The organism is Streptomyces corchorusii, assembly GCF_001514055.1.
Classification (GTDB): domain Bacteria; phylum Actinomycetota; class Actinomycetes; order Streptomycetales; family Streptomycetaceae; genus Streptomyces; species Streptomyces olivaceoviridis.
Genome location: NZ_KQ948371.1, coordinates 112152 through 137584 on the forward strand (window position 1 = coordinate 112152; position 25433 = coordinate 137584).

Consider the following 25433-nt stretch of genomic DNA (forward strand, 5'->3'; position numbering starts at 1 on the left):
GTCGGCCTGCGGACACTCGCGCTGACTCCAGCATGCCTCCGCCACCGCCGAGGGCGCGACCCAAGCCGGCCAACGCCGGTCCCGCCACGTCTCACTGACGGCACGGCAGCTTCGGCGCGTCCGCCCGAACCCACCCCGCGTGCCCGCCGCTTCCCTGCCGCCGAGTACCTTCTTGACCCTCACACCGTGTCAGGCGGTCAGCTCGGAGACATCATGTTCACCATCGGAGACTTCGCCCGGCACGGCCGCGTCTCGGTCCGGATGCTGCGTCACTACGACGCGACCGGTCTGCTGCGCCCCGCCCACGTCGACCCCGCCAGCGGCTACCGCCACTACACCGCGGCCCAACTCGCCCGTCTCAACCGGATCATCGCGCTCAAGGACCTCGGATTCTCCCTCCGGCAGGTCCGCGACATCGTGGACGAGAAGGTGGGCGCCGAGGAACTGCGCGGCATGCTGCGGCTGCGGCGGGCCGAACTGGAGACCGCCATGGCCGCCGCGGGAGCACGGCTGGTCCAGGTCGAGGCGAGGCTCCGAGCGATCGAGAGCGAGGGGCACATGCCCACGAACGACGTCGTCATCAAGACCGTCCCCGGTGTCCGGGTGGCCGAACTGACCGCGACCGCCGCCAGTTTCGGCCCCGAGCACATCGGCCCGGTCATCGGACCGCTCTACGACGAGCTGTTCCGGCGCCTGGACTCGGCGGGCATCGCGCCCACGGGCCCCGGTGTCGCCTTCTACGAGGACGCCCCGGAGGGCGGCGGCAGGATCACCGTCCACGCCGCCGTCCAGGTCTCCGCCCCCCTCCAGGACGACGGCGCCTTCCGCGTCCTGGACCTGCCGGCCCTCGACCGGGCGGCGACCATCGTGCACCGCGGCTCGATGGACACCGTGCTGCCCACCGCGCAGACCCTGGCCCACTGGATCGACGCGGGCGGCTACCGGTCGACCGGCTACCCCCGCGAGGTCAATCTGGAGTGCCCCGAGAACCGCGACGAGTGGGTGACGGAACTCCAGGCGCCGGTGAGCCGGGCCTGACCACCGGCGGGAGGCGCCGACCCCAGGGGACGGCCACCGGGACCACGGGGCGCCGGCCGCCGGGGTCCCGGCACCCGGCCCCCCGCCGGCCCCGCCCGGCAGCGCCGCCCCCCCGTCCCGCTCCGCCGGACAGCCCTACGGCACCTCGCACCCGGCCGTCGGCACCGCCGCCCTCAAGTCCGGTGATGGCAACACACTTTGACGGAGGGTCGCGTCGAGGCGAGCCGGTCCGGCGCCGTCGTCTATTACGGCGTAATCGCCCGCGGACGCCTTTCCCCATCCGGGTCGCTCCCGGAAGGATCGGTGGCAGCGTCCACGTCAGGGACGCCCGAGGAGAAGGAGACGCTGTTGTCCGGACGTACCGTGCTGATCACAGGAGCGTCCAAGGGGATCGGCCTCGCCACCGCGCAGCGGCTCGCCGGCCGGGGACACCGGGTGCTGGGGATCGCCCGCGGTGTCCCGGACGGTGACTTCCCGGGGGTGCTGCACGCGTGCGACCTGGCCGATGTCCGGGGCACCCAGGAGCTGCTGGACGCCCTTGCCCGCGAGGAGCGCGTGGACGCGGTCGTCAACAACGTCGGCCTCGTCCTGCCGGAACCGCTCGGCGAGATCACCCTCGACGCGCTGCGAGAGGTGTATGACCTGAACGTACGCGCCGCCGTGCAGGTCACCCAGGCGTGCGTCGGCGGGATGCGGGAGCGGGGCTGGGGCCGGATCGTCAATGTGACGAGCCGTGCGCAGCATGGTTCGCGCACGCGCAGCAGTTACGCGGCGGCCAAGAGCGCGCTGGTGGGGCTGACCGGCACGTGGGCGCTGGAACTGGCGGAGCACGGGGTGACGGTCAACGCGGTCGCCCCGGGCCCGGTGGAGACCGAACTCTTCCGCGCGCAGCACCCGGTGGGCGGCGCGGAGGAGGCCAGGGTGCTGCGCTCGGTGCCCATGGGCCGCTTCGGCCGCCCGGAGGAGGTCGCCGCGGCCGTCTGCTTCCTGCTGAGCGAGGACGCCGGCTTCATCACCGGCCAGGTGCTCGGCGTGGACGGCGGGGGGACGCTCCCCGGCCGGTGAGGCCGGGCGGCAACGCCTCGGCGGGTCCGGGTGGGCCGGGGTGGCCCGCACCAGGAAGCCATGCCCCCGAACGACCGGCTCGGCCCCCTTCCGTGACGAGGACCGAGCCGGCCGCCGTGCGTACCCGACGGCAGCCGGTGGGGTGGTTCAGCCGCAGCTGAGGAGGCCGGCGGCGGACTTCGCGTCGAGGACGCGGTGCACGCTGTCGGCGACGTCGGCGCGGAACGCGGCGTCGGTCTTCATACGGGCGCTGACCGCCTGTGCCATCGCCGGTACGGTGGACGCCTTCACGGTGAGGATCATGTTGCCGCCCGCCGACAGGAAGTTGACGGCCCGCTGGCCCGGGGTGAACGACTTCACCGCGACGGCCTGCCCGAGGTCGTCCGAGATGACGACGCCCTTGAAACCGAGCTGGGTGCGCAGCAGTTTGCGGATGACCGTCGGCGAGAAGGCCGCGATGTGATGGGAGTCGATCTTCGAGTAGGTGGCCGAGGAGATCATCACGAACGGCGCACCGGACTTGATGCCGGACCGGAACGGGTCGAGGTAGGAACTGGAGGCGGTCGTCACCGAGTCGACGACGTTCGCGGTCGTGTCGGTGTTGCCGATCACCCGGCCGAGACCGGGGAAGTGCTTGAGCGTCGTCATCACATGGGCCTGCTTGAACCCCGCGGAGAAGGCCCCGCTGTGCGAGGTGACGATCTCGGGGGTGTGGCCGAACTCGCGGTTGTAGCGGCCGATGGGCGCGTTGCGCGTGCCGAGGCTGGCCGGCACGACGTCCGCGACGGGCGCGAGGTCGAGGTTCACCCCGGCGGACTTCAGCTGCGTCGCCCAGCCCGCGGCCCGGCTGCGCAGCGTCGACGTCGACCAGGTGCCCTGGGTGAGCGCGGCCGGGATGGTGGAGAACCCGGGGCCGCTCAGCACCTGCACCTGGCCGCCCTCCTGGTCCGTGGAGACCATCAGGCCCACCCGCCGGCCGGAGACCGTGTCCGCCTGGCCCCGGAAGCCGTCCACCACCTTGCGTGTCGCCGCGGTGCCGGCGCTGCTGCGCCCGGTCAGCATGACGGAGCCCACGTGGTAGTCACGCAGCGTGCGCAGATCGGTCGCGCTGGGGCGCGCGGCGGACACCCCGCCCATGAAGAGCTGGCCTATGCGCTGTGCCTGGGTCATACCGGAGTAGACGCGGTCGGCACAGGTGGTGGCGAGGGGCCGCGGGCCCGGGTCGGCGACGGCGCGGACCGGCTGGACGGTATGCGCGTGGGCGGCCGGTTCGCCGCAGGCGACCGCGGTCAGCAGCATGGTGACGAGCGGGATGCCGGTGCGCAGAGCCGCCGAACGGCCCCTTCCTGGCCGGCGGACACGTGCTGTCATGGATGGCGCTCCTGTCTCGGACGATGGGCGGGCAGGGGGGTCGATGGCCCGCTGTTCCTGCACGGCGGGGGCAGACCGCTCCACCGCGCGCCCCCGCTCCCACACGCTACGCCGCACCGACCGGAGATGCGCGCCCTGCCTGGTGGGAAGCCGCGGACCGGCCCGTGGAGCCGTGCGTCGGCATTGTCATGGACCCGTCCGAACCAGAATGAAGTAAGCAAATCGGACATGGATGACTATTGCTTGATATAAAGATCACTTGAAGGCGTGGCCGGTCCTGGAGGGGGGCGGAGCGCTCGCGCCGGTTGTCGGAGATTGGAGCTTCTAAGGAGAGGCATGCGGCCCTTCAGAATCACGGCAACCCGACAGGTCCCGGTTTCCGTGCCGCCCCGGCCGACCCATCCGGAAGGCACCCAGGCACACTGGTACGGCCCCCTGTCCGTCTGTGTGGATCTGGCCGGCGCGGCCCTGCCGGTCACGGCGGCGATCGTGGAGGTCCACGAGCCCCACCCCCTGCGTCTGGCGGCCGTCGCCGCCCTGGTGTGGCCGCTCATCAGAGTGGTCGGCAAACGGTACACCCCCTCCGCCTGGGGTGACGGCGGTGGCCTGGGAGCCGTGCTGCGGGACTGGCTGCTGCTGGTCGGAGCGCTGGCGACCCTGCGCGTGCTGTGCGGCCTGGAGAGCGTGCCGGCCGAAGCCTTCACCGCGCTGATTCCCGCGCTGGTCCTCACCGCGGCCTGCCACAAGGTGATCCACCGTCATCTCCTGGCCGCCCGCCGCAACGGCCGCCTGCTGCGCCATGTCGTGGTCGTCGGGGAAGGCCCGACGATCGACGCGGTGGTCGGTCAGCTGGCCCAGCGCACCGACCACGAGTACGTGATCGTCGGGTGCTGCCCGGTCGGGGAGGACGAGGTGCTCTCCGGTGTCACCGTGCATGCGCGGCTGCCCCGCGAGACACCCGAGCCCCCCGAGCAGGACGCCACCACGGTGCTCGGGGCGGCCGACAAACTCTGCGCCGACCTGGTCTTCGTGGCGCCGGGCCCGCACCTGTCGGGCGAGCGGCTGCGCCGGCTGTCCTGGTCGATGCACGACCGGGGCTGCCCGATCGTCGTCCTGCCCGGCATCGTCGAGGTCGCCCGCCGGCGGGTCCGGCTCACCTCGGCGTCCGGGCTCACCCTGCTGCACATCTCGCCGCCGCTGCGCCGCGGCATGCCGGCCCTGCTGAAGGCGGCCGTGGACCGCGTGGGCGCACTGCTGCTGATCGTGCTGCTCTCGCCGCTGCTGCTCCTGCTGGCGCTGGCCGTGCGGCTCGGCTCCCCCGGTCCCGCCCTCTACCGCCAGATCCGGGCCGGGCAGTACAACACACCGTTCCCGATGTGGAAGTTCCGCACGATGGTGGTCGACGCGGACCGCCTCAAGGACGAGCTGGAGGCGGCGAACGAGAACGACGGCCACATGTTCAAGATGCGCCGCGACCCCCGGGTCACGCCCGTGGGACGCGTCCTGCGCCGCTACTCGCTGGACGAGCTGCCCCAGCTGTTCAACGTCCTCCTCGGCCACATGTCCCTGGTAGGCCCGCGCCCTCCGGTGCCGGAGGAGGTCGTCAAGTACAACCCGGTGGAGATGCGCCGGCTGCACGTCAAGCCGGGGCTGACCGGGCTGTGGCAGGTGAGCGGACGGTCGGACCTGTCCTGGCACGAGACGGTCTCGCTCGACCTGCGCTACGTCGACAACTGGTCCCCCGCCATGGACGTGAACGTGATGGTCCGCACCGTACGCGCGGTGCTGAACGGCCAGGGCGCCTACTGAAGTTGTTCCTCCATCCGGGCAAGCCTGCCGCCAACACGCGCCGATGGCGGCGGGTCCGCCCCCCGGGGCATGAAGGATCACGCCAGGGACCACCGGGCCGAAGGCCTCGGACCTCCGGGCGAAACCGGGAAGGAACCGGAAGGAACACCGTCATGGCGCAGACCGCGGCCGCACCGCACCGGCCCGTCGTCGAGCGATCCCTGCGCGGCTTCACCGGCGCCGGGTACGACAAGGGGCGCCCCCTGCTCGTACAGGCCGCCTGGTTCGCCGTCCTCCACCTGGTCTTCGTCAAATGGTGGTGCCCGGACCGCTGGCGCCCGGTGCTGCTGCGCGCCTTCGGCGCCCGGGTCGGACAGCGGGTGCTGATCCGGCACGGGGTGCGGGTGCACTGGCCGTGGAAGCTGGAGATCGGCGACGACGTGTGGATCGGCGAGGAAGCCTGGATCCTCAATCTCGAACCCGTCACGATCGGCAGCGACTGCTGCGTCTCGCAGAGCGCGCTGCTGTGCACGGGCAGCCATCGCGTCCGTTCCGCCACCTTCGAGTTCGACAACGGCCCCATCCGGCTGGAGCCGGGCAGCTGGGTCGCGGCCCGTGCCGTCGTCCTGCGCGGTGTCACGGTCGGCCGGGGCGGCGTGGTGGGCGCCGGCGCCGTCGCCCACCGGGACCTCGCACCCGGCGAGGTCCTGACGACGAAGGGACGTACGGCATGAGACTGCTCCACGTGGTCACGCTCATCAGCGACGACGGTGCCTTCGGCGGTCCGCCGAGCGTCGCGGTCGCCCAGTCGGAAGAACTGGCCGCACGCGGTCACGATGTCGCGCTGATGTCGCTGTGGCGGGGCAGCGGCCGGGCACCGGAGCGCGTCGGCACCGTCCGGCTGCGCTCCCGTCCCGCCCGTACGCTGCTGCCGGGGCGGGGTTTCATCGGCCTGCTGCACCCCCTCCTCGTACGCGATCTGTGGCGGGCCATGGGCGGCGCCGAGGTCGTGCACGTCCACGCGGGGCGCGACCTGGTCTCCCTCTCCGCCCTCGCCGTCGCCGCCCTGCGCCGGGTGCCGTGTGTGGCGCAGACGCACGGCATGGTCGAGCCGCGCACCGCGCTCCCCGTCCGGCTCTTCGACCTGCTGTACCTGCCGCTGCTGCGCCGGGCGCGCGCCTGCTGCGTCCTGACCGAGCAGGAGCGCGGGCTGGTGGCGCGGGTGCTGGGGCCGGACGGTCCGCCGCTGCGCGTCCTGCCCAACGGGATCGAGCCGGGGCCGCCCGAACCGGAGCCGCGACGGCCGCGCGAGCCGCACGTGCTGTTCCTGGCCCGGCTGCATCCCCGCAAGCGTCCCGAGGCCTTCGTGGAGATGGCCGCGCTGGTCCACCGGGAGATGCCCGAGGCCCGCTTCACGCTGTACGGCCCGGACGACGGATCGCTGCCCGCCGTGCGCCGGCTCATCGAGGAGGGACCCGCGGGCGTGGTCCGCTACGGCGGTGCGCTCGACCTCTCCGAAGCGCGCGAGGCCTACCGTACGGCGGCCGTCCATGTGCTGGCGAGCGTGAACGAGCCGTTCGGCATGACGGTCATCGAGGCGCTGGCCGCCGGCACGCCCGTGGTGTGCACCGACACCTGCGGCATCGCCGACGAGTTGGCCCGCCGTGGCGCCGCCCTCGTCACCGACGGCAGTCCCGAGTCCATGGCGGCAGCGGTCCGCCGGCTGCTCGGCGACCCGGAGCTGTGCGCCCGGATGGCGCGGGCCGGCCGCCGCGTGGTCGAGGACGTCTACTCCATCGGCGCCGTGGTGGACCGCCTGGAGGAGATCTACCTGGGCACCCAGCGGAACGAGCCCGCCGGCCAAGGCGGTACGGACGGCGGAGCACGTCCGACCACCGACCACCCCCAGCAGGAACCGACCCCAGCCGGCTGACCACCCGAGCGAGACCGCCGGACGGGCCGGGCGGGGGGCGGCAACCGGCGGGGCATCCGGCCCCTACTCGGCCGCGCCCCCTCCCACGCCCCCGCCCGCCGAAGTCACCTGAGCCTGTGGCTTGGGCGGGGGGGGGCCGACAACCGGCGGACGCACGGCGCGCACCGGGCAGGCAACCGACCTCACCAGGCCGCGCCCTCTCCCCCGCCACGCGTCCACCGGACTCATCTGAGTCCGCGGGCCCGGACAGGGGACTGGCGACCGGCGGGAGACCGCCCGGCGGTCAACCGGCACGCACCGGGCGGACTTTCGACAGACAACCGGCAGGCGCTCGGCCGCCTCCCCTCCCACGCCCCGCGTGTGTCAGGGGCACCTGAGCCTCCGCACCAGCCCCCCCCCACCCGCCCACCACACCCATGGCAGCGCTCGCGTACACCCCCTCCGCGCCAGCCCCCCACCCGTCCACCCCACCATGACGGCGCATGCGCGCGAGCGCCCCCCGGCGCCGGTTCCGGAGTGTGCCGGCGGCGGGAGGCGTTCGTTCAGGGGTGGCGGCGGGGTCCGCCGGCGCTCGCGCTGTGGAGGATGTCCTCGAAGCGGGAGGCGCAGCCCTCCAGGGCGAACTCGCGCTCGGCCAGGGCGCGGCTCTCCTTGCCGAGCCGCTCGGCGCGGGCCGGGTCGGCAAGGACCTCCCGGACCCAGGTGGCCGCACCCTCCAGGGCCGACTCCTCCGGGGGGAAGACCGCCGACCCGGCCTGCCGGAGCAGCCGCGCGGCGAGGTTGTCGGCGGGCATCAGGCCGAGCACGGGCCGCCCGGCGCACAGATAGGACAGCGTCTTGGACGGGACCGAGAACTGCCCCGCCTCCGGGCCCAGCAGGACGACGAGGACGTCACCCGTGCCCAGCACCTCGGGCAGCCGCTCGTAGGGCTGGAAGGGCAGCAGGGTCAGGTCGACGCCCCGCGCCGCGGCGGCGTCCCTGAGGACGGGTACGGCAGGGCCGTCGTTGACGACGACGAGACGTACCGGACTGCCCTGCTCGCGCAGCCGCTCGGCCAGCCGCACCAGCAGCGCGGGGTTGTGTTTCAGCCCGAGCGTGCCGGAGTACAGCACGGTCCGCACGTCGTGCAGACCGTGCTCCGCCGACCAGCCGTTGGTCCGTGCCACCGGGACGATCTCGTTTAGCGGCGCCCAGTTGGGAATGACGGTGACCTTGCCGGCGGTGCCCCACCGCTCGTGGACCCGCACGAACGAGTCGGCGATCACCACGATGGCCGCGGCCTGCCGCGCCGACCACTTCTCGCCCGCCCCGAACACCTTGGCCGCCAGGCCCATCGACTTGGCGACATCGGCGGCGGCGAAGCTCTCCAGCGCGACCGCGGTCACGTCCTGGTGCCACAGCACCCAGGGGATGCGCAGCCTCTTCAGGACGGCCGCGGCCACGACCAGGACCGGGATCGGCAGGTTGGACAGCAGCGCCACGTCGGGTTGCTCGCGGCGGACCTGCCGGGCCAGTTCGAGCCCCAGCCGGGTCTCCTGGCCGAGCCGGCGGAAGTAGGCCTCCTTGCGCAGCCTGACGCCGTCCCCGATGGTGGCGAAGCGCAGGCCCGCGGCGGGTGCGGCGAGGTCGCCCTTGCCGGAGACGTAGGCCGTGCACGTCGAGTGGACGACCTGGTGACCGCGGCGCGCCAGTTCCCGGCTCAGCTGGGCCTGGAACGGGTGGCCGCTGTAGTCGTGGACGAGGATCCTCATCGTCGCGTGTCCTCGCGGCGGCTCGGGCGTCACTGGTGGGATCGCTTGACCTGGTCGTAGACCCACGCGTAGGTCTGTTCCAGTCCGTCGGCCAGGGAGACCGACGGCTCCCAGCCGTAGATCTCGCGGATCAGGGTGTTGTCGGAGTTGCGTCCGCGCACGCCCTGGGGGGCGTCCAGCCGGTGGCTGCGCTCGCAGCGGATGCCGGCGATCCCCTCGACGATGTCGACGAGCTGGTTGATGGTCACCAGCTCCGAGGAGCCGAGGTTGACCGGTTCGCCGCTGTCCCCCTTCATGATCATCTGGGTGCCGTGGAGGCAGTCGTCGATGTACATGAAGGAGCGGGTCTGGAGGCCGTCGCCCCAGATCTCGATCCGGTGGTCGCCGGAGAGCACCGCCTCGGCCACCTTGCGGCACACCGCGGCGGGGGCCTTCTCCCGGCCGCCGGCCCATGTGCCGTGCGGGCCGTAGACGTTGTGGTAGCGGGCGACGCGGGTGGTGAACCCGTAGTCCTCCGTGTAGTGGCGGCACATGCGCTCGGAGAAGAGCTTCTCCCAGCCGTAGCCGTCCTCGGGCTGCGCCGGGTAGGCGTCCTCCTCGCGCAGCGCGGTGACGTTCGGGTCGGTCTGCTTGGCGGCGGCGTAGACGCAGGCGGAGGAGGAGTAGAAGTAGCGCTCCACCCCGGCCTCGTGGGCGGCCTGGAGCATGTGGGTGCTGGTCAGCACCGACATCATGCAGACGGCCTTGTTGTTCTCGATGAAGCCCATGCCGCCCATGTCGGCGGCCAGCATGTACACGTGCCGTGCGTCCCGGACGCCCGCGCGCGCGTTCTCCAGGAGCGACAGGTCGGCGATCACGTTCTCCGCGGCGTCGTGGACCTGGTACCACTCGTGCCGGGGCTTGATGTCGATGGAGCGGACGGTCAGCCCCTGGGCCAGGAGGGAGCCCACGAGATGGCCTCCGATGAATCCCCCGCCACCGGCAACGACGACATCGACCTGCTTGCCCATGGGCAACTCCTTTGTCCGAAGATCGGATGACCTGGTGCGGTAAAGCAATGCACATTTGTCCCGATTTTCGGCAAATGGCACGCCGACCGGCCTCCCCGCGTCACCCGATGACGGTGCTGTGCGGACGACCGCGCGCGGCCCCCGGGATTCGCGCGCGCCTGTACGGCTTCATGAGGTATGGGCGCTATAACCCTGTTGATGAGCTTTCAGGTGAAATTCCCGACGGGTGAAGACCTTCGGTGGCGCAAGGCTCCCGTCCGCAGCGTGGCCGCGGTCTCCCTGTGGGCCGTGGCGCTGCTGGTCCTGCTGCCGGGGCTGATCCTCCAGTCGGACGGCGCGCGCCTGTCGGTGCCGCTCGCCGTGCAGGGTGTGGTGCTGGGACACACCGGTGTGGCCCTCATCCGTGTGCTCACCGCGACGACGGTCCGGCTCACCGCCCTCGGTTTCTGGGTCTTCGCCTACGTCTGGCTCGGCCTCGCGCCCCTGGCGCAGCTCGCCACCGACACCTACCCCTGGGCCTACCGGACCGGTCAGGGGACCGCCCTCACGGCCGTGGCCGTCGTCGAACTCGGCCTGCTCGCCCACAGTGCGGGCGCCGCCGTCGCCGCCCGTCGGGAGCGCGCCCGTACGGCGGCCGGGCCCGCCGCCCCCTCACCGGGGCCGGTGGAACGGCTGCTGTCCCGCCGCCTCGCGCCCTGGCGCCTGCTGTCGCTGTGCGGGCTCGCCCTCGCCCTGGCGGCGGTGCTCATCCCCAGTCAACCCGGCGGTATGAGCGCCTACTTCACGAGCCGTGAGGCGCTGCGTGAGGCGGGCTCCGCCGACGGTTCGGACAACGCGTTCCTGGCGGCCCTGCGCAGCTGGTCCCTGTCCGTGCCCGCGTTCTGGGCGCTGCTGGGCCTGCTGCACGTACCGCGCGTGCCCGGCGGCGACCGTCTGCTGCGCGGTGTCCGCCGGCTGCTGCTGCCGCTGCTCCTCGCCCTGAACGTCGTCGTCAACAACCCCGTCAGCAAACCGCGGTTCTGGTTCGGCACGGTCCTGCTGACCCTGCTGTTCGCCGTGCCCCGGCTGTCCCGGCCCCGCGCCTTCCGCGTCATCGCGGCCACGCTCATGGCGAGTGTGCTGCTGCTCTTCCCGTACAGCGACTACTTCCGCTACAGCGACCGGGAGCAGTTCACCGTCGTGTCGCTGTCCGCGCAGTTCACCGCCAACGGCGACTACGACGCCTTCCAACAGGTGCAGACCGGCATCGACATGGCGCGGGACCAGGGATTCTCACCGCAGGACGCGCTGGGCCCCGTGCTGTTCGCGGTCCCGCGCTCGGTGTGGCCGGACAAGCCGGGGGACACCGGCATCACCCTGGCCCAGTACGCCGGCTACGACTTCCTCAACCTCTCCGCCCCGCTGTGGATCGAGAGTTACCTGTGGGCCGGCCCGCCCACCGTGGCCGCCGTGTTCTTCCTGCTCGGCGCGGCCGGCCGGCGCATGGACGACGTGCGCCACCGACTCCGCGACCGGGCGGGCACCCTCGCGACGTTCCTGGTCCCGGCGTTCGCCTTCTACCAGATCGTCTTCCTGCGCGGCAGCCTGCTGGGGATCGTCGGCCCGCTGACGCTGCTGGTGACCGTGCCGCTGCTCGTCACCACCCCCGGCGCCCGCGCGGCCCGGCTCGTCCCGTCGGCGCAGCCGACCGCACCCACCCGCCCCGTACAGCTCCCCGGAACAGGAGGGCACCCGTGACCGGCCCCATCCACCTCTACGACCGGTACGACGAGCCGGACCAGCTACGCGACCAACTCCGCCGGCTCCTGCGCCACCGCGGCGTCATCGCCCTCGGGATCGTCCTGGGACTGCTCGGCGGCGCCGCCCTGACCCTCTCCCGGGCCCACACCTACACCTCCACCAGCGAAGTCCTCGTACGCTCCACCGCCGACCCCTTCGGCACGGTCAGCGTGGCCGCCGACAACCAGGTCAGCATGGCCACCGAGCAGCAGATCGCCGCCAGCACCGCGGTCGCCGTCCGCGCGGCACGCCTCATGGGCCAGGCCGACGGCAAGGCCACCGCGCTGGAGGACGGTCTGCGGATCACCAACCAGGCCAAGTCCCAGGTGCTGCGCTTCGAGTTCACCGCCCGCACCCCGAAGCGCGCGGCACGCGGCGCCAACGCCTTCGCCGAGGCCTACCTCGCCGACCGCAAGGCGCGCAACCAGGCCGCCGTCCAGCGGGCCACCCGCGGCGTGGAGCAGCAGATCAAGACGGTGGAGGCGGCGCAGAAGAAGGAGACGGAGGACGACGACGCCACCAAGGCCCTGCAAAGCCAGCTCGACACCCTGCGCAAGCGCGTCGCCGACATCAACTCCCGCGACACCGACGGGGGCGACGTCGTCCGCCGCGGCGAGGCGCCCGCCCGGCCCTCGGTGCCCGGCTGGCCGGCCCTGCTCGCGCTCGGGCTGGCGGGCGGACTGGGCCTCGGCATCCTGCTGGCCTGGCTGCGCTCCGCCCTCGACACCCGGGTCCGGTCGGCCGACGAGGCCCGGGCCGCGCTGCGCACCCCGGTGCTCGGCCTGCTGCCCCCGGGGCACGGCGAGGACGACGACCTGCCGGCGGTCGGCCGCCAGGGCGGTGACCGGGCCGAGATGCTGCGCGCCCTCGCCTACCGGCTGCGCGGGACCGGCCTGCCCGCCGGCACCGGCCGGCTCCTCGTCGTCTCCCCCCGGCGCGGTGCCGCTACCGAGGAGGTCGCCGTGAACCTGGCCGCGGCCCTCGCGGAGTGCGGCGACGAGGTGCTGCTGGTGGACGCCGACCCCGGCACGGCCGCCCTCACGGCCCGGCTGCCGCTGCTGCCGGACGACGCCCGCACGCCCGGGGACGCCCCCTCCCTGCCCGACGGGAGCCGCCTCGTCGACGCCGGGACCGCCGGGCGGTTCGCCTGCTGCGCCGGCGGCAGCACCGGTTCGCCCGCCCGGACGGGCGGGGCCGCCGCCGTCCACCGGCTGCCGGCCGGGTCCGACTCCCGCACCACGGTCGTCGTCACCCGGCCGCTCCTGGAGCACGCCGACGCCCTGGCCCTCACCCAGCGTGTCGACGGCGTCGTGCTGGTCGCCGGCCTCGGCACCACCCGGCGGGACGACCTCAGGCGGGCTCACGAGCTGATCGACGGCTCCGGCGGGACCCTCCTCGGCATCGTGCTCGACGCCGGCCGGCGCGGACGACTCCGTGCCGTCCTGCGCCGCCGCCCCGCGCACCGGCCGGAGGCGGAGACCCTCACACCGGTCGTGGAACTCCCGGCGCAGGACGACACGCTCTCGGTCTCCCGCGGATGACCGCCCCGGAAGCGACCGCCGCCGCCCCCGCCGCCAACAGCGTCGCCGCCGCCGCGCGGGGCGGGTGGTGGGGGGTGGCGGGTTCCGCGACGAACGCCGTCTTCGCCTTCGTCTTCGTCGGCCTGATCACCCGCGCCCTCGGAGCCCAGGGCGCGGGCGCGGTCTTCACGGGCGTGGCCCTGTTCACCATCCTCAGCAACACCTGCAAGCTCGGCGCCGACACCGGGCTCGTCCGGCTGGTCTCGCGGGACATCGCGGTGGGCGGCGGACGCTCGGTGGGCGGTCTGCTGCGCGCGGCCGTCGTACCCGCGGCCGTGGCCAGTACGGCGGCGGCGCTGCCCCTGTTGCTGTGCCCGGGGGTGGCCACCACGCTCCTGCCGCACCTGCCGCCGGCCGACGCGGTCGCCCTGGTCCGGCTCTTCGGGCTGTTCCTGCCCGTCGCCACCGTCGGACTGGTCCTGCTCGGCGCCACCCAGGGCCATGGCACCGTGGTGCCGTTCGTCGGCGTGGAGCAGGTCGGCAAGCCGGTGCTGCGCGTGCTGATCGCCGTACCGCTGGCCGCCTGGGTGCCGGGCCTGCTCCCCCTGGCCGCGGCCTGGTTGCTGCCCGCGCTGGCCGGCACCCTGGCCGCCTGGCCGGCCCTGCGCCGCTGCCGCGCCGTCCGCGGCACCGCGCGGCCGGCCGTGCGCGGGGCCGTTCCCTGGCGCGCCTTCTGGACCTTCGCGGCACCCCGCGCGATCTCGTCCGTCTTCGACATCAGCGCGGTCTGGGTCGGCGTCATCCTGCTGTCCGCGCTGGCCACCGGCGCCGAGGCGGGCGTCTACACCGCCATCGGCCGCGTCGTCACCGCGGGCACCCTGCTGCAACTGGCCGTCCGGCTCGCCGTGGCGCCCCAGATCAGCAGGCTGCTCGCCGTCGACCAGGTCGCCGAGGCGCGCCACCTGCACCGGGTCTCGACCTGCTGGATCGTGCTCTTCTCCTGGCCGCTGTTCGTCCTCGTCGCCGCCTTCCCCCGGACCGTGCTGTCGGTCTTCGGCCCGGAGTTCGTCGGCGGAGCGCCCGCCCTGGTCGTGCTGTGCGTGGCCTCGATGGTCAACGTGGCGGTCGGCAACGCCCAGACCGTGCTGCTGATGTCCGGCCGGAGTTCCTGGCACCTGGCCGTCACCGCGCTCGCGTTCACGGTGCAGTTGACGGTCGGCCTGCTCGCCGTGCCGCGGTGGGGCGTCGTCGGGGCCGCCGTGTCCTGGGGCGCGGCCATCGTGGTGGAGAACCTCTCGGCCGCCCTGCTCATCCGGCTGCGCCTCGGCTTCACGACCGTGGACCGGGGCTACACCACCGCCCTCGGGACCGGACTCGCCGTCTCGCTGGTGCTGGCCGCCGTGCGCTCACTGGGAGGTGACACCCCGTCAGGACTCGCCGCCGGGATGACGTTGGGATTGTGTGCGTTCGGTACTACTTTGTGGTGGTATCGCAGGCCGCTGGGAGTGAGTGAGCTGGTCGGAGTTCTGCGTCGTCGCGCCGCATGAGCCCAGGCAAGGGTGTGCGGTCGGAGTGCGGCGGGCCCCGTGTCACTCCCCGCGCGTCGCCCACACCACTGCCATCCGGGGTGTCCTTTGCGCCTGAGAAATCTCCCGTCGAGGGCGGCCACCAGTGCTGTCGCCGCCACGCTCCTGTGCTCCGCCGCCCTGCTCCATCCCGCTCCCGCCACGGCCGCCGGTGGACCCAGGTCGTCGTTCACCGCCGATCCGCTGACCACCTGGCAGACGAACGGCATCGTCTGGTCGCTGGCCTCCGCGCACGGTGTCGTGTACGTCGGGGGGACCTTCGACGCGGTGCGGCCGCCCGGCGCCAGGCCGGGCGACCGGGAGGTCCCGCGCCGCAACTTCGCCGCGTTCGACGCGGTCACCGGCGCCCTGCTGCCCTGCGCGCCGTCGTTCACCGGCGGCGAGGGAACCGTCCGCGCGCTCAAGACCTCGCCGGACGGCCGGGTGCTGTACGTGGGCGGCTCCTTCAGCCATGTCGGGTCCACCGGCGTGGCCAGCGCCGTCGCCCTGAACACGGCCGACTGCTCCCTGCGCGGGGACTTCCGGCCGGCGGTGTCCGCGACCGTCCGGGCGATCGACGTCACCGACCGGACGGTCTATCTCGGCGGTGACTTCGGACAGGTCGACGGCCGGACCCGCAAGCGCATCGCCGCCTTCACCCCCGAGGGCGACCTGCGGCCCTTCCGGGCCGACGTCGACGCTCCGGTGCGCGCGCTGTCGGTGGTGCCCTCGCACGAGAAGATCTACGCCGGCGGTGACTTCGAGCGGGTCAACGGCCGGCGGGCCCACTCGCTGGTCGCCCTGAACTCCACCAGCGGGGCGACCGAACGCACCTTCCCCGACTGGCTGCCGCCCCGGTCGTCGGTGAAGTCGATCGCGCAGGACGGCACCCGGTTCTACGTGGGCGCCGAGGGTCACGGGCCGGGCATCTTCGACGGCCGTATCGCGGGCCGTCTCGACAACGACCGCATGGTGTGGAAGGACACCTGCCGCGGCGCCACCCAGGTCGTCCTGCCCTACCAGGGCGTCCTCTACAGCGCCTCGCACGCGCACGACTGCCGTGAGACGCCGGGCGGGTTCCCCGAGCGGCACGACCGGCAGCACCTGCTGGCCCAGTCGCCCGGGGACAGCAGGATCCTGCACTGGTTCCCCGATACCGACGAGGGGACGGGGGAGCAGATCGGGCCCCGGGCGCTGACGGTCGCCCGTGGCATCCTCTGGGTGGGCGGCGAGTTCACCAAGGTCAACGGCGAGCCCCAGCAGGCCCTCACGCGCTTCGGGGCCGGCCCCGACACCGGGGCACCGGAGGTTCCCGCCCTCTCGCTCGCCGCCGGGCGCGCCGGACAGGTCACCCTGCGCTGGAAGGCCTCGTGGGACCGGGACGACGCGTCGCTCACCTACCGGCTCTACCGGGACGGCCGGCTGGTCTCCCGGCAGACCCGGTCGTCCACTTACTGGGACCGCCCGTCGATGAGCTACACCGACTCCGTGGGCGCCGGCACCCGTCACCAGTACCGGATCGAGGTGACGGACGGGACGAACACCTCGCGCAAGTCGCCGCCGTTGCAGGTGACCGTGCCCGGCAAAGCGGCGGGTGGCACGGCGAAGTGACCCGCATCGGATTCGCACCCGGCGTCTACGACCTCTTCCACATCGGCCACCTCAACATCCTGCGCGAGGCGCGCCGGCACTGCGACCGCCTCGTCGCCGGAGTCACCTCGGACGACCTGGTCGTGCGTCTCAAGGGCAGACCGCCGGTCGTCCCGCTCGCCGAGCGCCTGGAGATCGTCGGCAGCCTGCGCTGCGTCGACGTGGCCGTCGTCGAGTCGGAGGAGGACAAACTGGAGATGTGGAAGCGGGTCGGCTTCCACACCATCTTCAAGGGCGACGACTGGCGGGGGACGCCCAAGTGGAACCGACTGGAGCGGCGTTTCGCGGAGGTCGGCGTCGAGGTCGTCTACTTCCCCTACACCCTGCACACCTCCAGCACCCTCCTGCGCGGCGCCCTGGAGCTGCTCGCCCGGCCCACGTCGCCGGAGATCCCCTCAGCGCAGCTCGCGGAACCACTTGACCAGGAAGGCCGCCATGAACAGGAGGTGGGCCAGCAGCAGGGTGCAGTAGACGGAAAGGAAGACGTGCTGGCTGCCCAGGAATAGGAAGGCGAGGCAGGTGACGCCGTAGTCGACCGGCAGGAGCAGCAAGGACCGCAGCGCCGGCGCGGGCTCCGCCGGCGCCGGGGCCGCCGTCCGCCGCTTGAGCTGCTCGGTCAGGATGCCGGCGAAGAAGATCACCACGGCCGCCAGCTCGAACAGCAGCGGAGCCAGCAGGAAGGCCGGGTCGGGCAGGGAGAAGAACCGGTAGAACGACACCAGGACGACCAGGTGCACCGTGACCAGCTTGACGCAGTCCAGCACGTGGTCCAGCCACTCGCCGGACGGGCTCCCGGAGCGCTGCGTGCGGGCGAGCTGACCGTCCGCCGCGTCGAGGGCGAACCCCACGGCCAGGGCCGCGCAGACGCAGACCGACAGCCCCGGACCGGGTCGCACCAGGGCCACGGCGGCCAGGGCGGGGAAGGTGAACAGGGCGCCGAGCACCGTCAGCTGGTTGGGGGTCGCGCCGGCCCGGTAGGCCAGCGCCGCCAGGACGCGGCCGGCCGGGCGGTTGACGAACAGGGTGTAGACCGACACCCCCCTCGCGGGCTTCTGCGCTGCCGACATGTGCCTGAGCACCTCGATGAACCCGGTCATTTAGCTCCTTATTGCCTGGAAAGAAGGGGATTATGACAGAAAGGGGCGAATCTATGTCCCGTGTCAGCCGTCGGCGACTTCTGCGTGGCGGCGCCTCGGCGCTGGCGGCGACGGCCCTGTCCACCCGCGGCGCGTCCGCCGTCGCGCGCCCGCCCGCCGATGCGGACACCGTGGTCGACGTGGCCGAGCTGGGGGCGGTCGGCGACGGGCAGACCGACGACACCGAGGCGTTCGAGATCGCCTACACGTTCGCCGCCGCGCGTGTCTCCGAGGGGGTCGGGCGCGTGGTGATCGAGATCCCCGCCGGCCAGTTCCTGATCACCCGTCCGCACGCACTGCTGAACGGAGTCGCTCCGCCGCGGCCCGCGAGCGGCCTGCGGTTCTCCGGTGCGGGCAGGCGCATGACCAGTCTCGTCTTCCGCCCCGGCACCGGCCCCGGCTCCTTCCTCTGCCGCAACCAGGACGTGTGGTCGAACCTCTCCTTCGAACGCATGCAGTTCCGCTCGGCCACACCGGGCGCCTCCTTCTTCGACTCGTACTCGACCGGGCAGGCGCAGGACTACCGGTTCTCCGAGTGCGAGTGGATGGGGGAATGGGAGTACGGGCTGGTCCTGAGCGGCACGGACACCAACTCGGAGATGCGGTGGGAGGCGTGCCGGGTCGGTGGCCGCTACCGCCGGGCGTTCCTGTACTCGGGGCTGACCCGGGACGGGCAGCAGGAGCCGAACGACCAGGACCAGTTCCTCAACTACTGGTTCACCGACATGAAGGTCGAATACGAGTGGGGCAACTTCCTGGAGTTCCCCTACGGCGGCTCCATCGCCTGCCGGGGCGGCTCGTACATCATCACGGACAGACGTCCGCAGAGCACCCCGGAATACGGCACCACCAGCACGTTCTTCCGCTTCCCCGTGGCCCGGCACCACGACTCGGTGCAGCGGTTCCACGCCCAGGACATCCGTTTCGAGGTGCGCAACCCCGACGTGGTCGTCATCGACTGCGTGTGGAACGGCGGCACGGTCCACTTCAGCGACTGCGACGACACCGGCCTCGCCTACAAGGACTTCTCCGCCGAGGTCCGCCCGCACCGCTACGCCGTGGGCCCGCGCGGACCGCTGATCCGCTACGACTCCTGCCAGCTGGTGGGCCGCCACGAGTACCGGCCGGCCTCCGCACCGGACCCCCTCCCGGTCCTCGCCCGCTACGACATGTGTCTGCTGCGCAGCCATACGGCACAGGACTTCGCGGTCACCGGCGGCACGGGGCAGGCGTCCTTCGTGCGGTTCGTCGACTGCGTCGACGCCGGCACCACGAACGGCTCGCCCGCGTCCGCTCCGTCCGCTCCGTCCACCCCGCCCGCCCCGCCCCCGTGCCTCGTGCCGAGCCCGAGCCCCGCGACGGCACCCGAACCGAGTCCCGCCACGACCCCCTCGCCGCAGCCGGCGACGCCCCCCGAGCCCAGTCCCGCGACGACTCCCGGCACCCCGGACACCCCGGCACCGCGCGACACCGGTCAGGCGGGCTGCTCCTCCCCGCAGCAGAAGTCCCCCTGACCCGGTGTACTCCGTCCGAGCCCGTCCGCACAGCGGCGCATCACCCGTGGGAGGGACTTCCCGGCGTCGATGACCGGCGGCGGCACACGTCGGCGCGCAAGCTCACTGGTATCCGCAGTCCCGACGCCGGGAAACGGCCCGGTCAGCACGACGGGCCGATCCCGGTGGCCATCGCTTCAGGGGGCGCCTGAAACTCCGGAAAGGAGTCGTCGCCACGCTCCGGCCCACGCCCTCCCCACCGGTTCGCCACGGTGCGGCGCGGCAGCGAGCGCCCCCCTCGTATCGCAGTCGGCCGCCTCGTTCCGTCCCGGAACCACGCGGTCGCGCCACGACATGAAAGGCATCAGGATGTCACGCTTGGCGCATTCGGCGCTGCATCGGGTCCGTCCGGGCATGGCCGCGCTCACCGCCGTCGCCGCCGTCACGACACTCGGCGTGTCCGTGCCGCCCGCGACGGCCGCGCACGCCCCGTCCGGCCCCCGTGCGGGTGGCACACCGTCAGGGATCAGCAAGCTCACGGGCGAGCTGACGACGCCCTGGGGGATCTCGTTCCTCCGGGGCCGCAACGCGGCGCTGGTGACGGAGCGCGACACCGCCGTGGTCTGGAAGGTCGCCCTGGACGGCGCCAAGAAGAAGGTCGGCACGGTGCCGAACGCGGTGTGGAGCCAGCAGACGCAGGACAAGGGCGGTCTGCTGGGTGTCGCCACGTCCCCGACCTGGAACGGGACCACCGACAAGGACGTGTTCTTCATGGAGACCACGACCAAGGACAACCGTGTGGTCAGGATGAAGTTCGACGGCACCCGGCTGAGCGACTACACCCCCATCCTGACCGGCATCGTCCGGGACACCCAGCACAACGGCGGACAGATCGCCTTCGGGCCCGACGGATATCTGTACGTCGCCACCGGCGACGCCCAGAAGGGCCACCTGGCGCAGGACAAGAAGTCACTCAACGGGAAGATCCTGCGGATCACCAAGAACGGCGCCGCGGCCCCCGGCAACCCGTTCGGAACCCGGGTCTACAGCTACGGCCACCGCAATCCCCAGGGGCTGGCCTGGGACCGCGCCGGACGGCTGTGGTCCACCGAGATCGGCCTGGAGACCTGGGACGAGCTCAACCTCGTCAAGCCGGGCCGGAACTACGGCTGGCCCACCTGCGAGGGCTCCTGCCGCGCCGCGGGGATGACCAACCCGAGGATGGTCTGGGACCCGGACAAGGGAGGCGTGCCCGCGCAGATCGCGATCGTCAACAACGTGATCTACGCCTCCACGCTGAGCGGCCGCCGGCTGTGGCGGGTGCCGATCGACTCCACCGGCCAGGACGTCGGACGGGCCACGGCCTACTACAACGGCGCCTACGGCCGGCTGCGGGCACTGGTGAAGGTCCCCGGCGCGGACCAGCTCTGGCTGGGCACGAGCGACCGCGGCATCGACAAGGACCTGCTCCTGAAGGTGACCATCAAGTAACGACGATCGACCGAAGGCTCCCTCCCGCCCGGGGAGGGCAACACCCCCTCGCAGAAAGGAAGGTACGCACCATGACCGAAGCCGTCGAGCAGGTCGAGCAGCCCGCCCGTACGACCGAGGAGATCGACCGGACCGCCTGGCAGACCCCCGGATACGTGGTCGTCGACACCGCGCTGGAGGTCACCGCCTACTCCCTCAGCGTCCGCTAACCGCCGGCATGCTGCTGCAGGTGCTCGGTACCGCGGCCGGCGGCGGCATCCCCCAGTGGAACTGCGCGTGCCCCGGGTGTTCCGGGGCACGCGCCCACCCCGGGCGGCGCCGCCGACACGCCTCGCTGGCCGTCCGTGCCGACGAGGGCCGCTGGTACCTCGTCAACGCCACCCCCGACATCGGCGACCAGATCGAGGCCCACCCGGTCCTCCACCCCGGGCCGGGGCCCCGGCAGACACCGGTCGCCGGAGTCGTGCTCACCGACGCCGAACTCGACCACACGCTGGGGATCGGGCGGCTGCGCGAGGCGGACGGCGTGGAGATCCTCGCCACCGCCCCGGTCCGCGAGGCGGTCGACACCCGCCTGCGCCTCGGCGCGGTCCTCTCCCCGTACACCACCCTGACCTGGCGGGAGCTGCCGTGCCGGGGGGCACAGCCGCTGCACGCCGACCCGGGCGTCCCGGCCGGATCCGGCGTGCGGATCAGCGCCGTACCCGTCTCCGGCAAGCGCCCGCGCTACGCCGCCGACGCCCCCGACGACGACTCCTGGGTCGTCGCGCTGCGCCTGTACGACCCTGCCACCGGCGGGACCGCCCTGTACGCCCCGGCCGTGGCCGCCTGGTCCGACGCGCTGCACCGAGCCGCCGCCGAGGCCGACTGCGTCATCGTCGACGGCACCTTCTGGGACGACGAGGAGCCCCGCCGCACCGGCATCTCCCCCCGTACCGCCACGGGCATGGGGCACCTGCCCGTCGACGGACCGGGCGGCACCGCCGGCATCCTCGCCGCGCTGTCCGCCCGCTGCCTCTACACCCACCTCAACAACACGAACCCCCTCGTCGACCCCGCCGCGCCGCAAACCAAGCGGCTCGCCCGGCTGGGCATCGAGGTGGCCGAAGACGGAATGGTGATCGAGCTGTGACCACGACACTCGCCCCGCCGGTGAAGCCCTGGAGCCGCGCCGAGTTCGAGGACCGCCTGCGCGCGGTGGGCCAGGACCGCTACCACGACCGCCATCCCTTCAACGTCCGCATGCACCAGGGCGACCTCGGCCCGGACGAGGTGCGCTGCTGGATCACCAACCGCTTCCACTACCAGCGCCACATCCCGGTCAAGGACGCGCTGATCATCGCGAAGCTGGACTCGTCGCGGCTGCGGCGCATGTGGCTGCGGCGGATCGAGGACCACGACGGGCGCGGCGAGGGCGAGGGCGGCATCGAGCGCTGGCTGCGGCTCGGCGAGGCGGCCGGGGTGGACCGCGAGACCCTGTTGTCGGGCGGGACCGTGCTGCCGGGCGTCCGGCTGGCCGTGGAGGGCTACGTCAACTTCTGCCGCCTGCGCTCCACCCTGGAGGCCGTCGCCGCCTCGCTCACCGAGCTGACCGCGCCGGACCTGATGCGGCTGCGCATCGAGGCGTTCGAGCGCCACTACCCGTGGATCGCGCCGGACGGGCTCGCCTACTTCCGCGCCCGCGTCGACCAGGGCCGGCGCGACAGCGCCGAGGCGCTGGACCTCGTCCTGGAGTGGGCCCGCACCCGCGAGGAGCAGGAGAAGGCCGTGGCCGCGCTCTCCTTCAAGTGCGACGTGCTGTGGTCCCTGCTCGACGCCGTACAGCAGTACGCGGGGATCCCCGGGCAGGACGAGCGGGCGCACGGCCGGGACAGCGCGTTGGAGCGGGTGTGATGCCGCCGACCGCGCAGCAGTGGTGCCCGGCGCTCGCCCCCTCGCTGATGCTGCGGCACGACGCCGTGCGCGGCACGGATCTGCTGGTCCTTCCGGAACGCGTGGTCGTGCTCGAAGGACACGGCGGGACGGTCGTCGGCCTGTGCGACGGCACGCGCACCGTGCCCGGGATCGTCGGCGAGCTGGCCGAGCGCTTCCCCGGGGCACCGGTGGCCGCCACCGTCCCCGCGTTCCTCGACAGCCTGCGACAGGAGGGCTGGCTGACGTGACCACCCCCGTGAACCCCGGGTCCGTCGTGGCGCCCGCGCCCCCCTGGGCCCTGCTCGCCGAGCTCACCCACGCCTGCCCGCTGCACTGCCCGTACTGCTCGAACCCGCTGGAACTGGCCCGCCGCTCGGCCGAGCTGAGCACCGACGAGTGGACGGACGTACTGCGTCAGGCCGGCGAACTGGGCGTCGTGCACACGCACCTGTCCGGCGGCGAGCCGCTGCTGCGCCCGGACCTGGAGCGGATCGTCGCCGCCGCCGAGGCCGCCGGGATCTACACCCAGCTGGTCACGAGCGGCACCGGCCTGGACGAGACCCGGCTGGCCGCCCTCACCGGGGCCGGGCTGCGCAGTGTCCAGCTGTCCGTCCAGCACGCCGACCCGGGGGCCAACGACCGCATCGCCGGACGTCCCGCCTCCTTCGCCGCGAAGGAACGGGCCGCGGCGCTCGTCCGCCGGGCCGGAGTCCCGCTCGGCCTGAACGTCGTGCTGCACCGCGACAACCTCGACGCCGTCGACGCCGTCATCGAACTCGGCCTGGCCTGGGGTGCGGACCGCATCGAGCTGGCCAACGCGCAGTTCTACGGCTGGGGCCTGCTCAACCGGGCCGCGCTGCTGCCCACCCGCGACCAGCTGGCCCGCGCCCGGGAGACCGTGGAGCGCCGCCGGGAGGAACTCGCCGGGCGGATCGACCTGGTGTGGGTCGTCCCCGACTACTTCGACGGCGTGGCCAAGCCCTGCATGGGCGGCTGGGGAGCGGTCTCGCTCACCGTCGCGCCGGACGGGACCGTGCTGCCCTGCCCGGCGGCGGCCTCCCTGCCGGACCTGAACCCGCCCAACGTCCGCGACCACCGGCTCGCCTGGATCTGGCAGCGGTCCCCGGCCTTCGACCGCTTCCGCGGCACCGACTGGATGACGGGCCCCTGCCGGGGCTGCCCCCGCCAGGAGGAGGACTTCGGCGGCTGCCGCTGCCAGGCGTTCGCCCTCACCGGTGACGCCGCCCGCACCGATCCGGCGTGCGCGCTCTCCCCCGACCACCACCTCGTCCGCGAGCCGGCCGACGGCGACCGGCCCGAGGCACCGCCGTACGTCTACCGCCGGCCCGGAGCGGTACCGGCACCGGCACCGGCACCGGCACCCACCGTCCTCACCACCGACGGCCCGAAGGGCGGGAGCGGGTAGTGTCGGGCAGCGAGTGACGAGGGGTTCCTGTGCCCGACTCCGATCGGTCGCCGGTGCCGGCCAGTTGGGCGCCCTGCGCGCGGTGGGGCAGGCCCCGACCCTGCTGCTGTCGCATCTCGCCGGCGCGTGGGTGGACAGGTGGCGGACCCGTACGGTGATGGTGCTGACGGACGCCGGCCGGGCCCTGGCACTGGGCGCCGCCGTGGCCGGCCTCCTCGGCGGGCTCGGCCTGCCGGCGCTGCTCGTGGTGGCCGTCGGGGCCGGGCGCGGTCCTGGGCTCGCTGCCGGCCGCCCGCCTGTTGGGCCGGTTCGGGCACGGCGCCGTGCTCGTGCCGCGGCGGCACTCGGCGACGGCGTGTTCCTGTGCGTGCCCGCACTGCACGGCACCCCGGCGGTGACGGTTCCCGCGCTCCTCGCGGTCGGCTTCGTCTTCGGGGCCGCCGGCCGGCTCGTGAACGTCACGGTCATGGCCGTCCGGCAGACCGTCGCCCCGGACGGGATGCGGGGCCGCGTGGCCGTGACGATCAACTTCCCCCGCCCGGGACGGACGCTCCCCGGCCCGCAGGAGGCTGAGGTGCCGGCCGCGGCATGTCCGCCGGCCGGCACCTCAACGAGCGGACCTTCGCCCTCACTTCCCCAGGAAGGCGAGCAGCGCGGTGTTGACCTCCTCGGCGTGGGTCCACAGCAGGCCGTGCGGGGCGCCCTCGATCTCCACGTAGTCGGCGGACGGCAGCGCCTTGTGGAAGGGCCGCGCGGTGCCCTCGACGGGCAGGATCCGGTCGCCGGTACCGTGCAGGATCAGGGCCGGCACGTCGATGGCCGGGATGTCGGCGCGGAAGTCGGTGTACCAGGTGGACGGCGCGGCGGCGGCGGCGAAGAACCCGCCGCCCGCCGCGACGTTCCAGCTGTTGCGCACGGCCTCCTCGCTGATCCGGGTGCCGAGGTTCTCGTCCAGGTTGTAGAAGTCCTTGTAGAAGTCCGTGTAGTAGGCGTAGCGGTCCGCCTTGACGGCCGCGACGACGCCGTCGAAGAACTCCTTCGGGGCGACCCCGTCGGGGTTGTCGTCGCTCTTGAGCAGGCAGGGCTCCAGCGAGGCCAGGAAGGCGACCTTGGAGACCCGGGCGGAGCCGTAGGCGGACACGTACCGGGCGACCTCTCCGGTGCCCATGGAGAAGCCGACCAGCACGGCGTCCCGCAGGTCGAGCGTCTCCATCACGGTGTTCAGGTCGGCCGCGAAGGTGTCGTAGTCGTACCCGGTCGTGGGCTGGCTGGACTGTCCGAAGCCGCGGCGGTCGTACGTGATCACGCGGTAGCCGGCCTCCAGCAGCACGGCGCTCTGCCGCTCCCAGGAGTGACCGTCGAGCGGGAAGCCGTGGATGAGGACGACGGGCTGCCCGGTGCCGTGGTCCTCGTAGTACAGGTCGATGGTGGTGGAGTTCTCCTGGCCCACGGTGATGTACGGCACGCTCTCGTATCCTTCGCTGGAAGTGACTGACGCGCTCA

The 25433-nt window shown here is 73.0% G+C and carries 21 protein-coding genes and 2 pseudogenes; 18 read left to right on the forward strand and 5 right to left on the reverse strand.

What is annotated here, in order from left to right:
- The first annotated feature begins 213 nt into the window (after window positions 1–213).
- Entirely contained in the window at window positions 214–1038 is an 825-nt protein-coding gene (locus tag AQJ11_RS38700; RefSeq protein WP_059266469.1) for a MerR family transcriptional regulator, read from the forward strand.
- Between the two features lie 348 nt (window positions 1039–1386).
- Window positions 1387–2103, forward strand: a complete 717-nt coding sequence (locus AQJ11_RS38705; protein WP_244218570.1) for an SDR family oxidoreductase — start codon at window positions 1387–1389, stop codon at window positions 2101–2103.
- Between the two features lie 147 nt (window positions 2104–2250).
- On the opposite strand, the gene AQJ11_RS38710 is transcribed toward AQJ11_RS38705, so the two are convergent.
- On the reverse strand, window positions 2251–3474 hold the full coding sequence (locus AQJ11_RS38710; RefSeq protein ID WP_058084831.1) for a glycoside hydrolase family 3 N-terminal domain-containing protein: 1224 nt from the start codon (window positions 3472–3474) through the stop codon (window positions 2251–2253).
- A gap of 447 nt (window positions 3475–3921) precedes the next feature.
- Between AQJ11_RS38710 and AQJ11_RS38715 the strand changes: the two genes are divergently transcribed.
- From AQJ11_RS38715 to AQJ11_RS38725, 3 genes are all read left to right on the forward strand, one after another.
- Window positions 3922–5283, forward strand: coding sequence for a sugar transferase (locus tag AQJ11_RS38715; RefSeq protein ID WP_059266495.1), 1362 nt, complete (start codon window positions 3922–3924; stop codon window positions 5281–5283).
- A gap of 152 nt (window positions 5284–5435) precedes the next feature.
- The gene (locus tag AQJ11_RS38720; protein WP_059266471.1) at window positions 5436–5996 is read left to right on the forward strand and encodes an LbetaH domain-containing protein; all 561 of its coding nucleotides are present in this window, start codon (window positions 5436–5438) and stop codon (window positions 5994–5996) included.
- Window positions 5993–7195: a glycosyltransferase family 4 protein gene (locus AQJ11_RS38725; protein ID WP_059266472.1), complete on the forward strand. Its 1203-nt coding sequence runs from the start codon at window positions 5993–5995 to the stop codon at window positions 7193–7195. The genes AQJ11_RS38720 and AQJ11_RS38725 overlap by 4 nt, the downstream gene beginning before the upstream one ends.
- Before the next feature lie 542 nt (window positions 7196–7737).
- Here the strand turns inward: AQJ11_RS38725 and AQJ11_RS38730 are convergent.
- Both AQJ11_RS38730 and AQJ11_RS38735 read right to left on the reverse strand, forming a co-directional pair.
- Window positions 7738–8946, reverse strand: coding sequence for a glycosyltransferase family 4 protein (locus AQJ11_RS38730; RefSeq protein WP_059266473.1), 1209 nt, complete (start codon window positions 8944–8946; stop codon window positions 7738–7740).
- Window positions 8947–8975: 29 nt separating this feature from the next.
- Entirely contained in the window at window positions 8976–9956 is a 981-nt protein-coding gene (locus AQJ11_RS38735; RefSeq protein ID WP_059266474.1) for an NAD-dependent epimerase/dehydratase family protein, read from the reverse strand.
- 264 nt (window positions 9957–10220) lie between these two features.
- Between AQJ11_RS38735 and AQJ11_RS38740 the strand changes: the two genes are divergently transcribed.
- The 5 genes and pseudogenes from AQJ11_RS38740 to AQJ11_RS38760 form a co-directional block, all read left to right on the forward strand.
- Window positions 10221–11693, forward strand: coding sequence for a hypothetical protein (locus AQJ11_RS38740; protein ID WP_059266475.1), 1473 nt, complete (start codon window positions 10221–10223; stop codon window positions 11691–11693).
- Complete coding sequence (locus tag AQJ11_RS38745) at window positions 11690–13276, forward strand: hypothetical protein (RefSeq protein WP_059266476.1); 1587 nt, start codon at window positions 11690–11692, stop codon at window positions 13274–13276. The genes AQJ11_RS38740 and AQJ11_RS38745 overlap by 4 nt, the downstream gene beginning before the upstream one ends.
- Window positions 13273–14802, forward strand: a complete 1530-nt coding sequence (locus tag AQJ11_RS38750) for a lipopolysaccharide biosynthesis protein (RefSeq protein ID WP_059266477.1) — start codon at window positions 13273–13275, stop codon at window positions 14800–14802. The genes AQJ11_RS38745 and AQJ11_RS38750 overlap by 4 nt, the downstream gene beginning before the upstream one ends.
- An 87-nt stretch (window positions 14803–14889) precedes the next feature.
- Window positions 14890–16431 (forward strand): hypothetical protein, encoded by a 1542-nt coding sequence (locus AQJ11_RS38755; RefSeq protein ID WP_059266478.1) that lies wholly within the window; start codon window positions 14890–14892, stop codon window positions 16429–16431.
- Window positions 16428–16865, forward strand: a pseudogene (locus AQJ11_RS38760) (FAD synthase family protein); the annotation flags it as partial. The gene AQJ11_RS38755 and the pseudogene AQJ11_RS38760, both read left to right, overlap by 4 nt.
- On the opposite strand, the gene AQJ11_RS38765 reads toward AQJ11_RS38760, so the two are convergent.
- Entirely contained in the window at window positions 16866–17567 is a 702-nt protein-coding gene (locus AQJ11_RS38765; protein ID WP_059266479.1) for a CDP-alcohol phosphatidyltransferase family protein, read from the reverse strand.
- A 53-nt stretch (window positions 17568–17620) separates the two neighbouring features.
- On the opposite strand from AQJ11_RS38765, the gene AQJ11_RS38770 reads away from it, so the two are divergent.
- The 8 genes and pseudogenes from AQJ11_RS38770 to AQJ11_RS51765 all read left to right on the forward strand — a co-directional run.
- Entirely contained in the window at window positions 17621–19120 is a 1500-nt protein-coding gene (locus tag AQJ11_RS38770) for a glycosyl hydrolase family 28-related protein (RefSeq protein WP_059266480.1), read from the forward strand.
- A gap of 393 nt (window positions 19121–19513) precedes the next feature.
- Window positions 19514–20590: a PQQ-dependent sugar dehydrogenase gene (locus AQJ11_RS38775; RefSeq protein WP_059266496.1), complete on the forward strand. Its 1077-nt coding sequence runs from the start codon at window positions 19514–19516 to the stop codon at window positions 20588–20590.
- A gap of 71 nt (window positions 20591–20661) precedes the next feature.
- The gene (gene pqqA, locus AQJ11_RS38780; RefSeq protein WP_014669248.1) at window positions 20662–20799 is read left to right on the forward strand and encodes a pyrroloquinoline quinone precursor peptide PqqA; all 138 of its coding nucleotides are present in this window, start codon (window positions 20662–20664) and stop codon (window positions 20797–20799) included.
- 8 nt (window positions 20800–20807) lie between these two features.
- Entirely contained in the window at window positions 20808–21722 is a 915-nt protein-coding gene (pqqB, locus tag AQJ11_RS38785) for a pyrroloquinoline quinone biosynthesis protein PqqB (protein WP_059266481.1), read from the forward strand.
- Window positions 21719–22483 carry a pyrroloquinoline-quinone synthase PqqC gene (gene pqqC, locus AQJ11_RS38790; protein ID WP_014669246.1) on the forward strand — a complete coding sequence of 255 codons (765 nt, stop codon included), beginning with the start codon at window positions 21719–21721 and terminating at the stop codon, window positions 22481–22483. Before pqqB ends, pqqC begins: the two co-directional genes overlap by 4 nt.
- Window positions 22483–22752 (forward strand): pyrroloquinoline quinone biosynthesis peptide chaperone PqqD, encoded by a 270-nt coding sequence (pqqD, locus tag AQJ11_RS38795; protein WP_237281266.1) that lies wholly within the window; start codon window positions 22483–22485, stop codon window positions 22750–22752. The genes pqqC and pqqD overlap by 1 nt, the downstream gene beginning before the upstream one ends.
- Window positions 22749–23930, forward strand: coding sequence for a pyrroloquinoline quinone biosynthesis protein PqqE (gene pqqE / locus AQJ11_RS38800; protein WP_059266482.1), 1182 nt, complete (start codon window positions 22749–22751; stop codon window positions 23928–23930). Before pqqD ends, pqqE begins: the two co-directional genes overlap by 4 nt.
- A gap of 13 nt (window positions 23931–23943) precedes the next feature.
- Window positions 23944–24480, forward strand: a pseudogene (locus tag AQJ11_RS51765) (hypothetical protein); the annotation flags it as partial.
- Window positions 24481–24558: 78 nt separating this feature from the next.
- Here AQJ11_RS51765 and AQJ11_RS38805 read toward each other — a convergent pair.
- Complete coding sequence (locus AQJ11_RS38805) at window positions 24559–25395, reverse strand: alpha/beta fold hydrolase (protein ID WP_014669243.1); 837 nt, start codon at window positions 25393–25395, stop codon at window positions 24559–24561.
- Window positions 25396–25433: the final 38 nt, after the last annotated feature.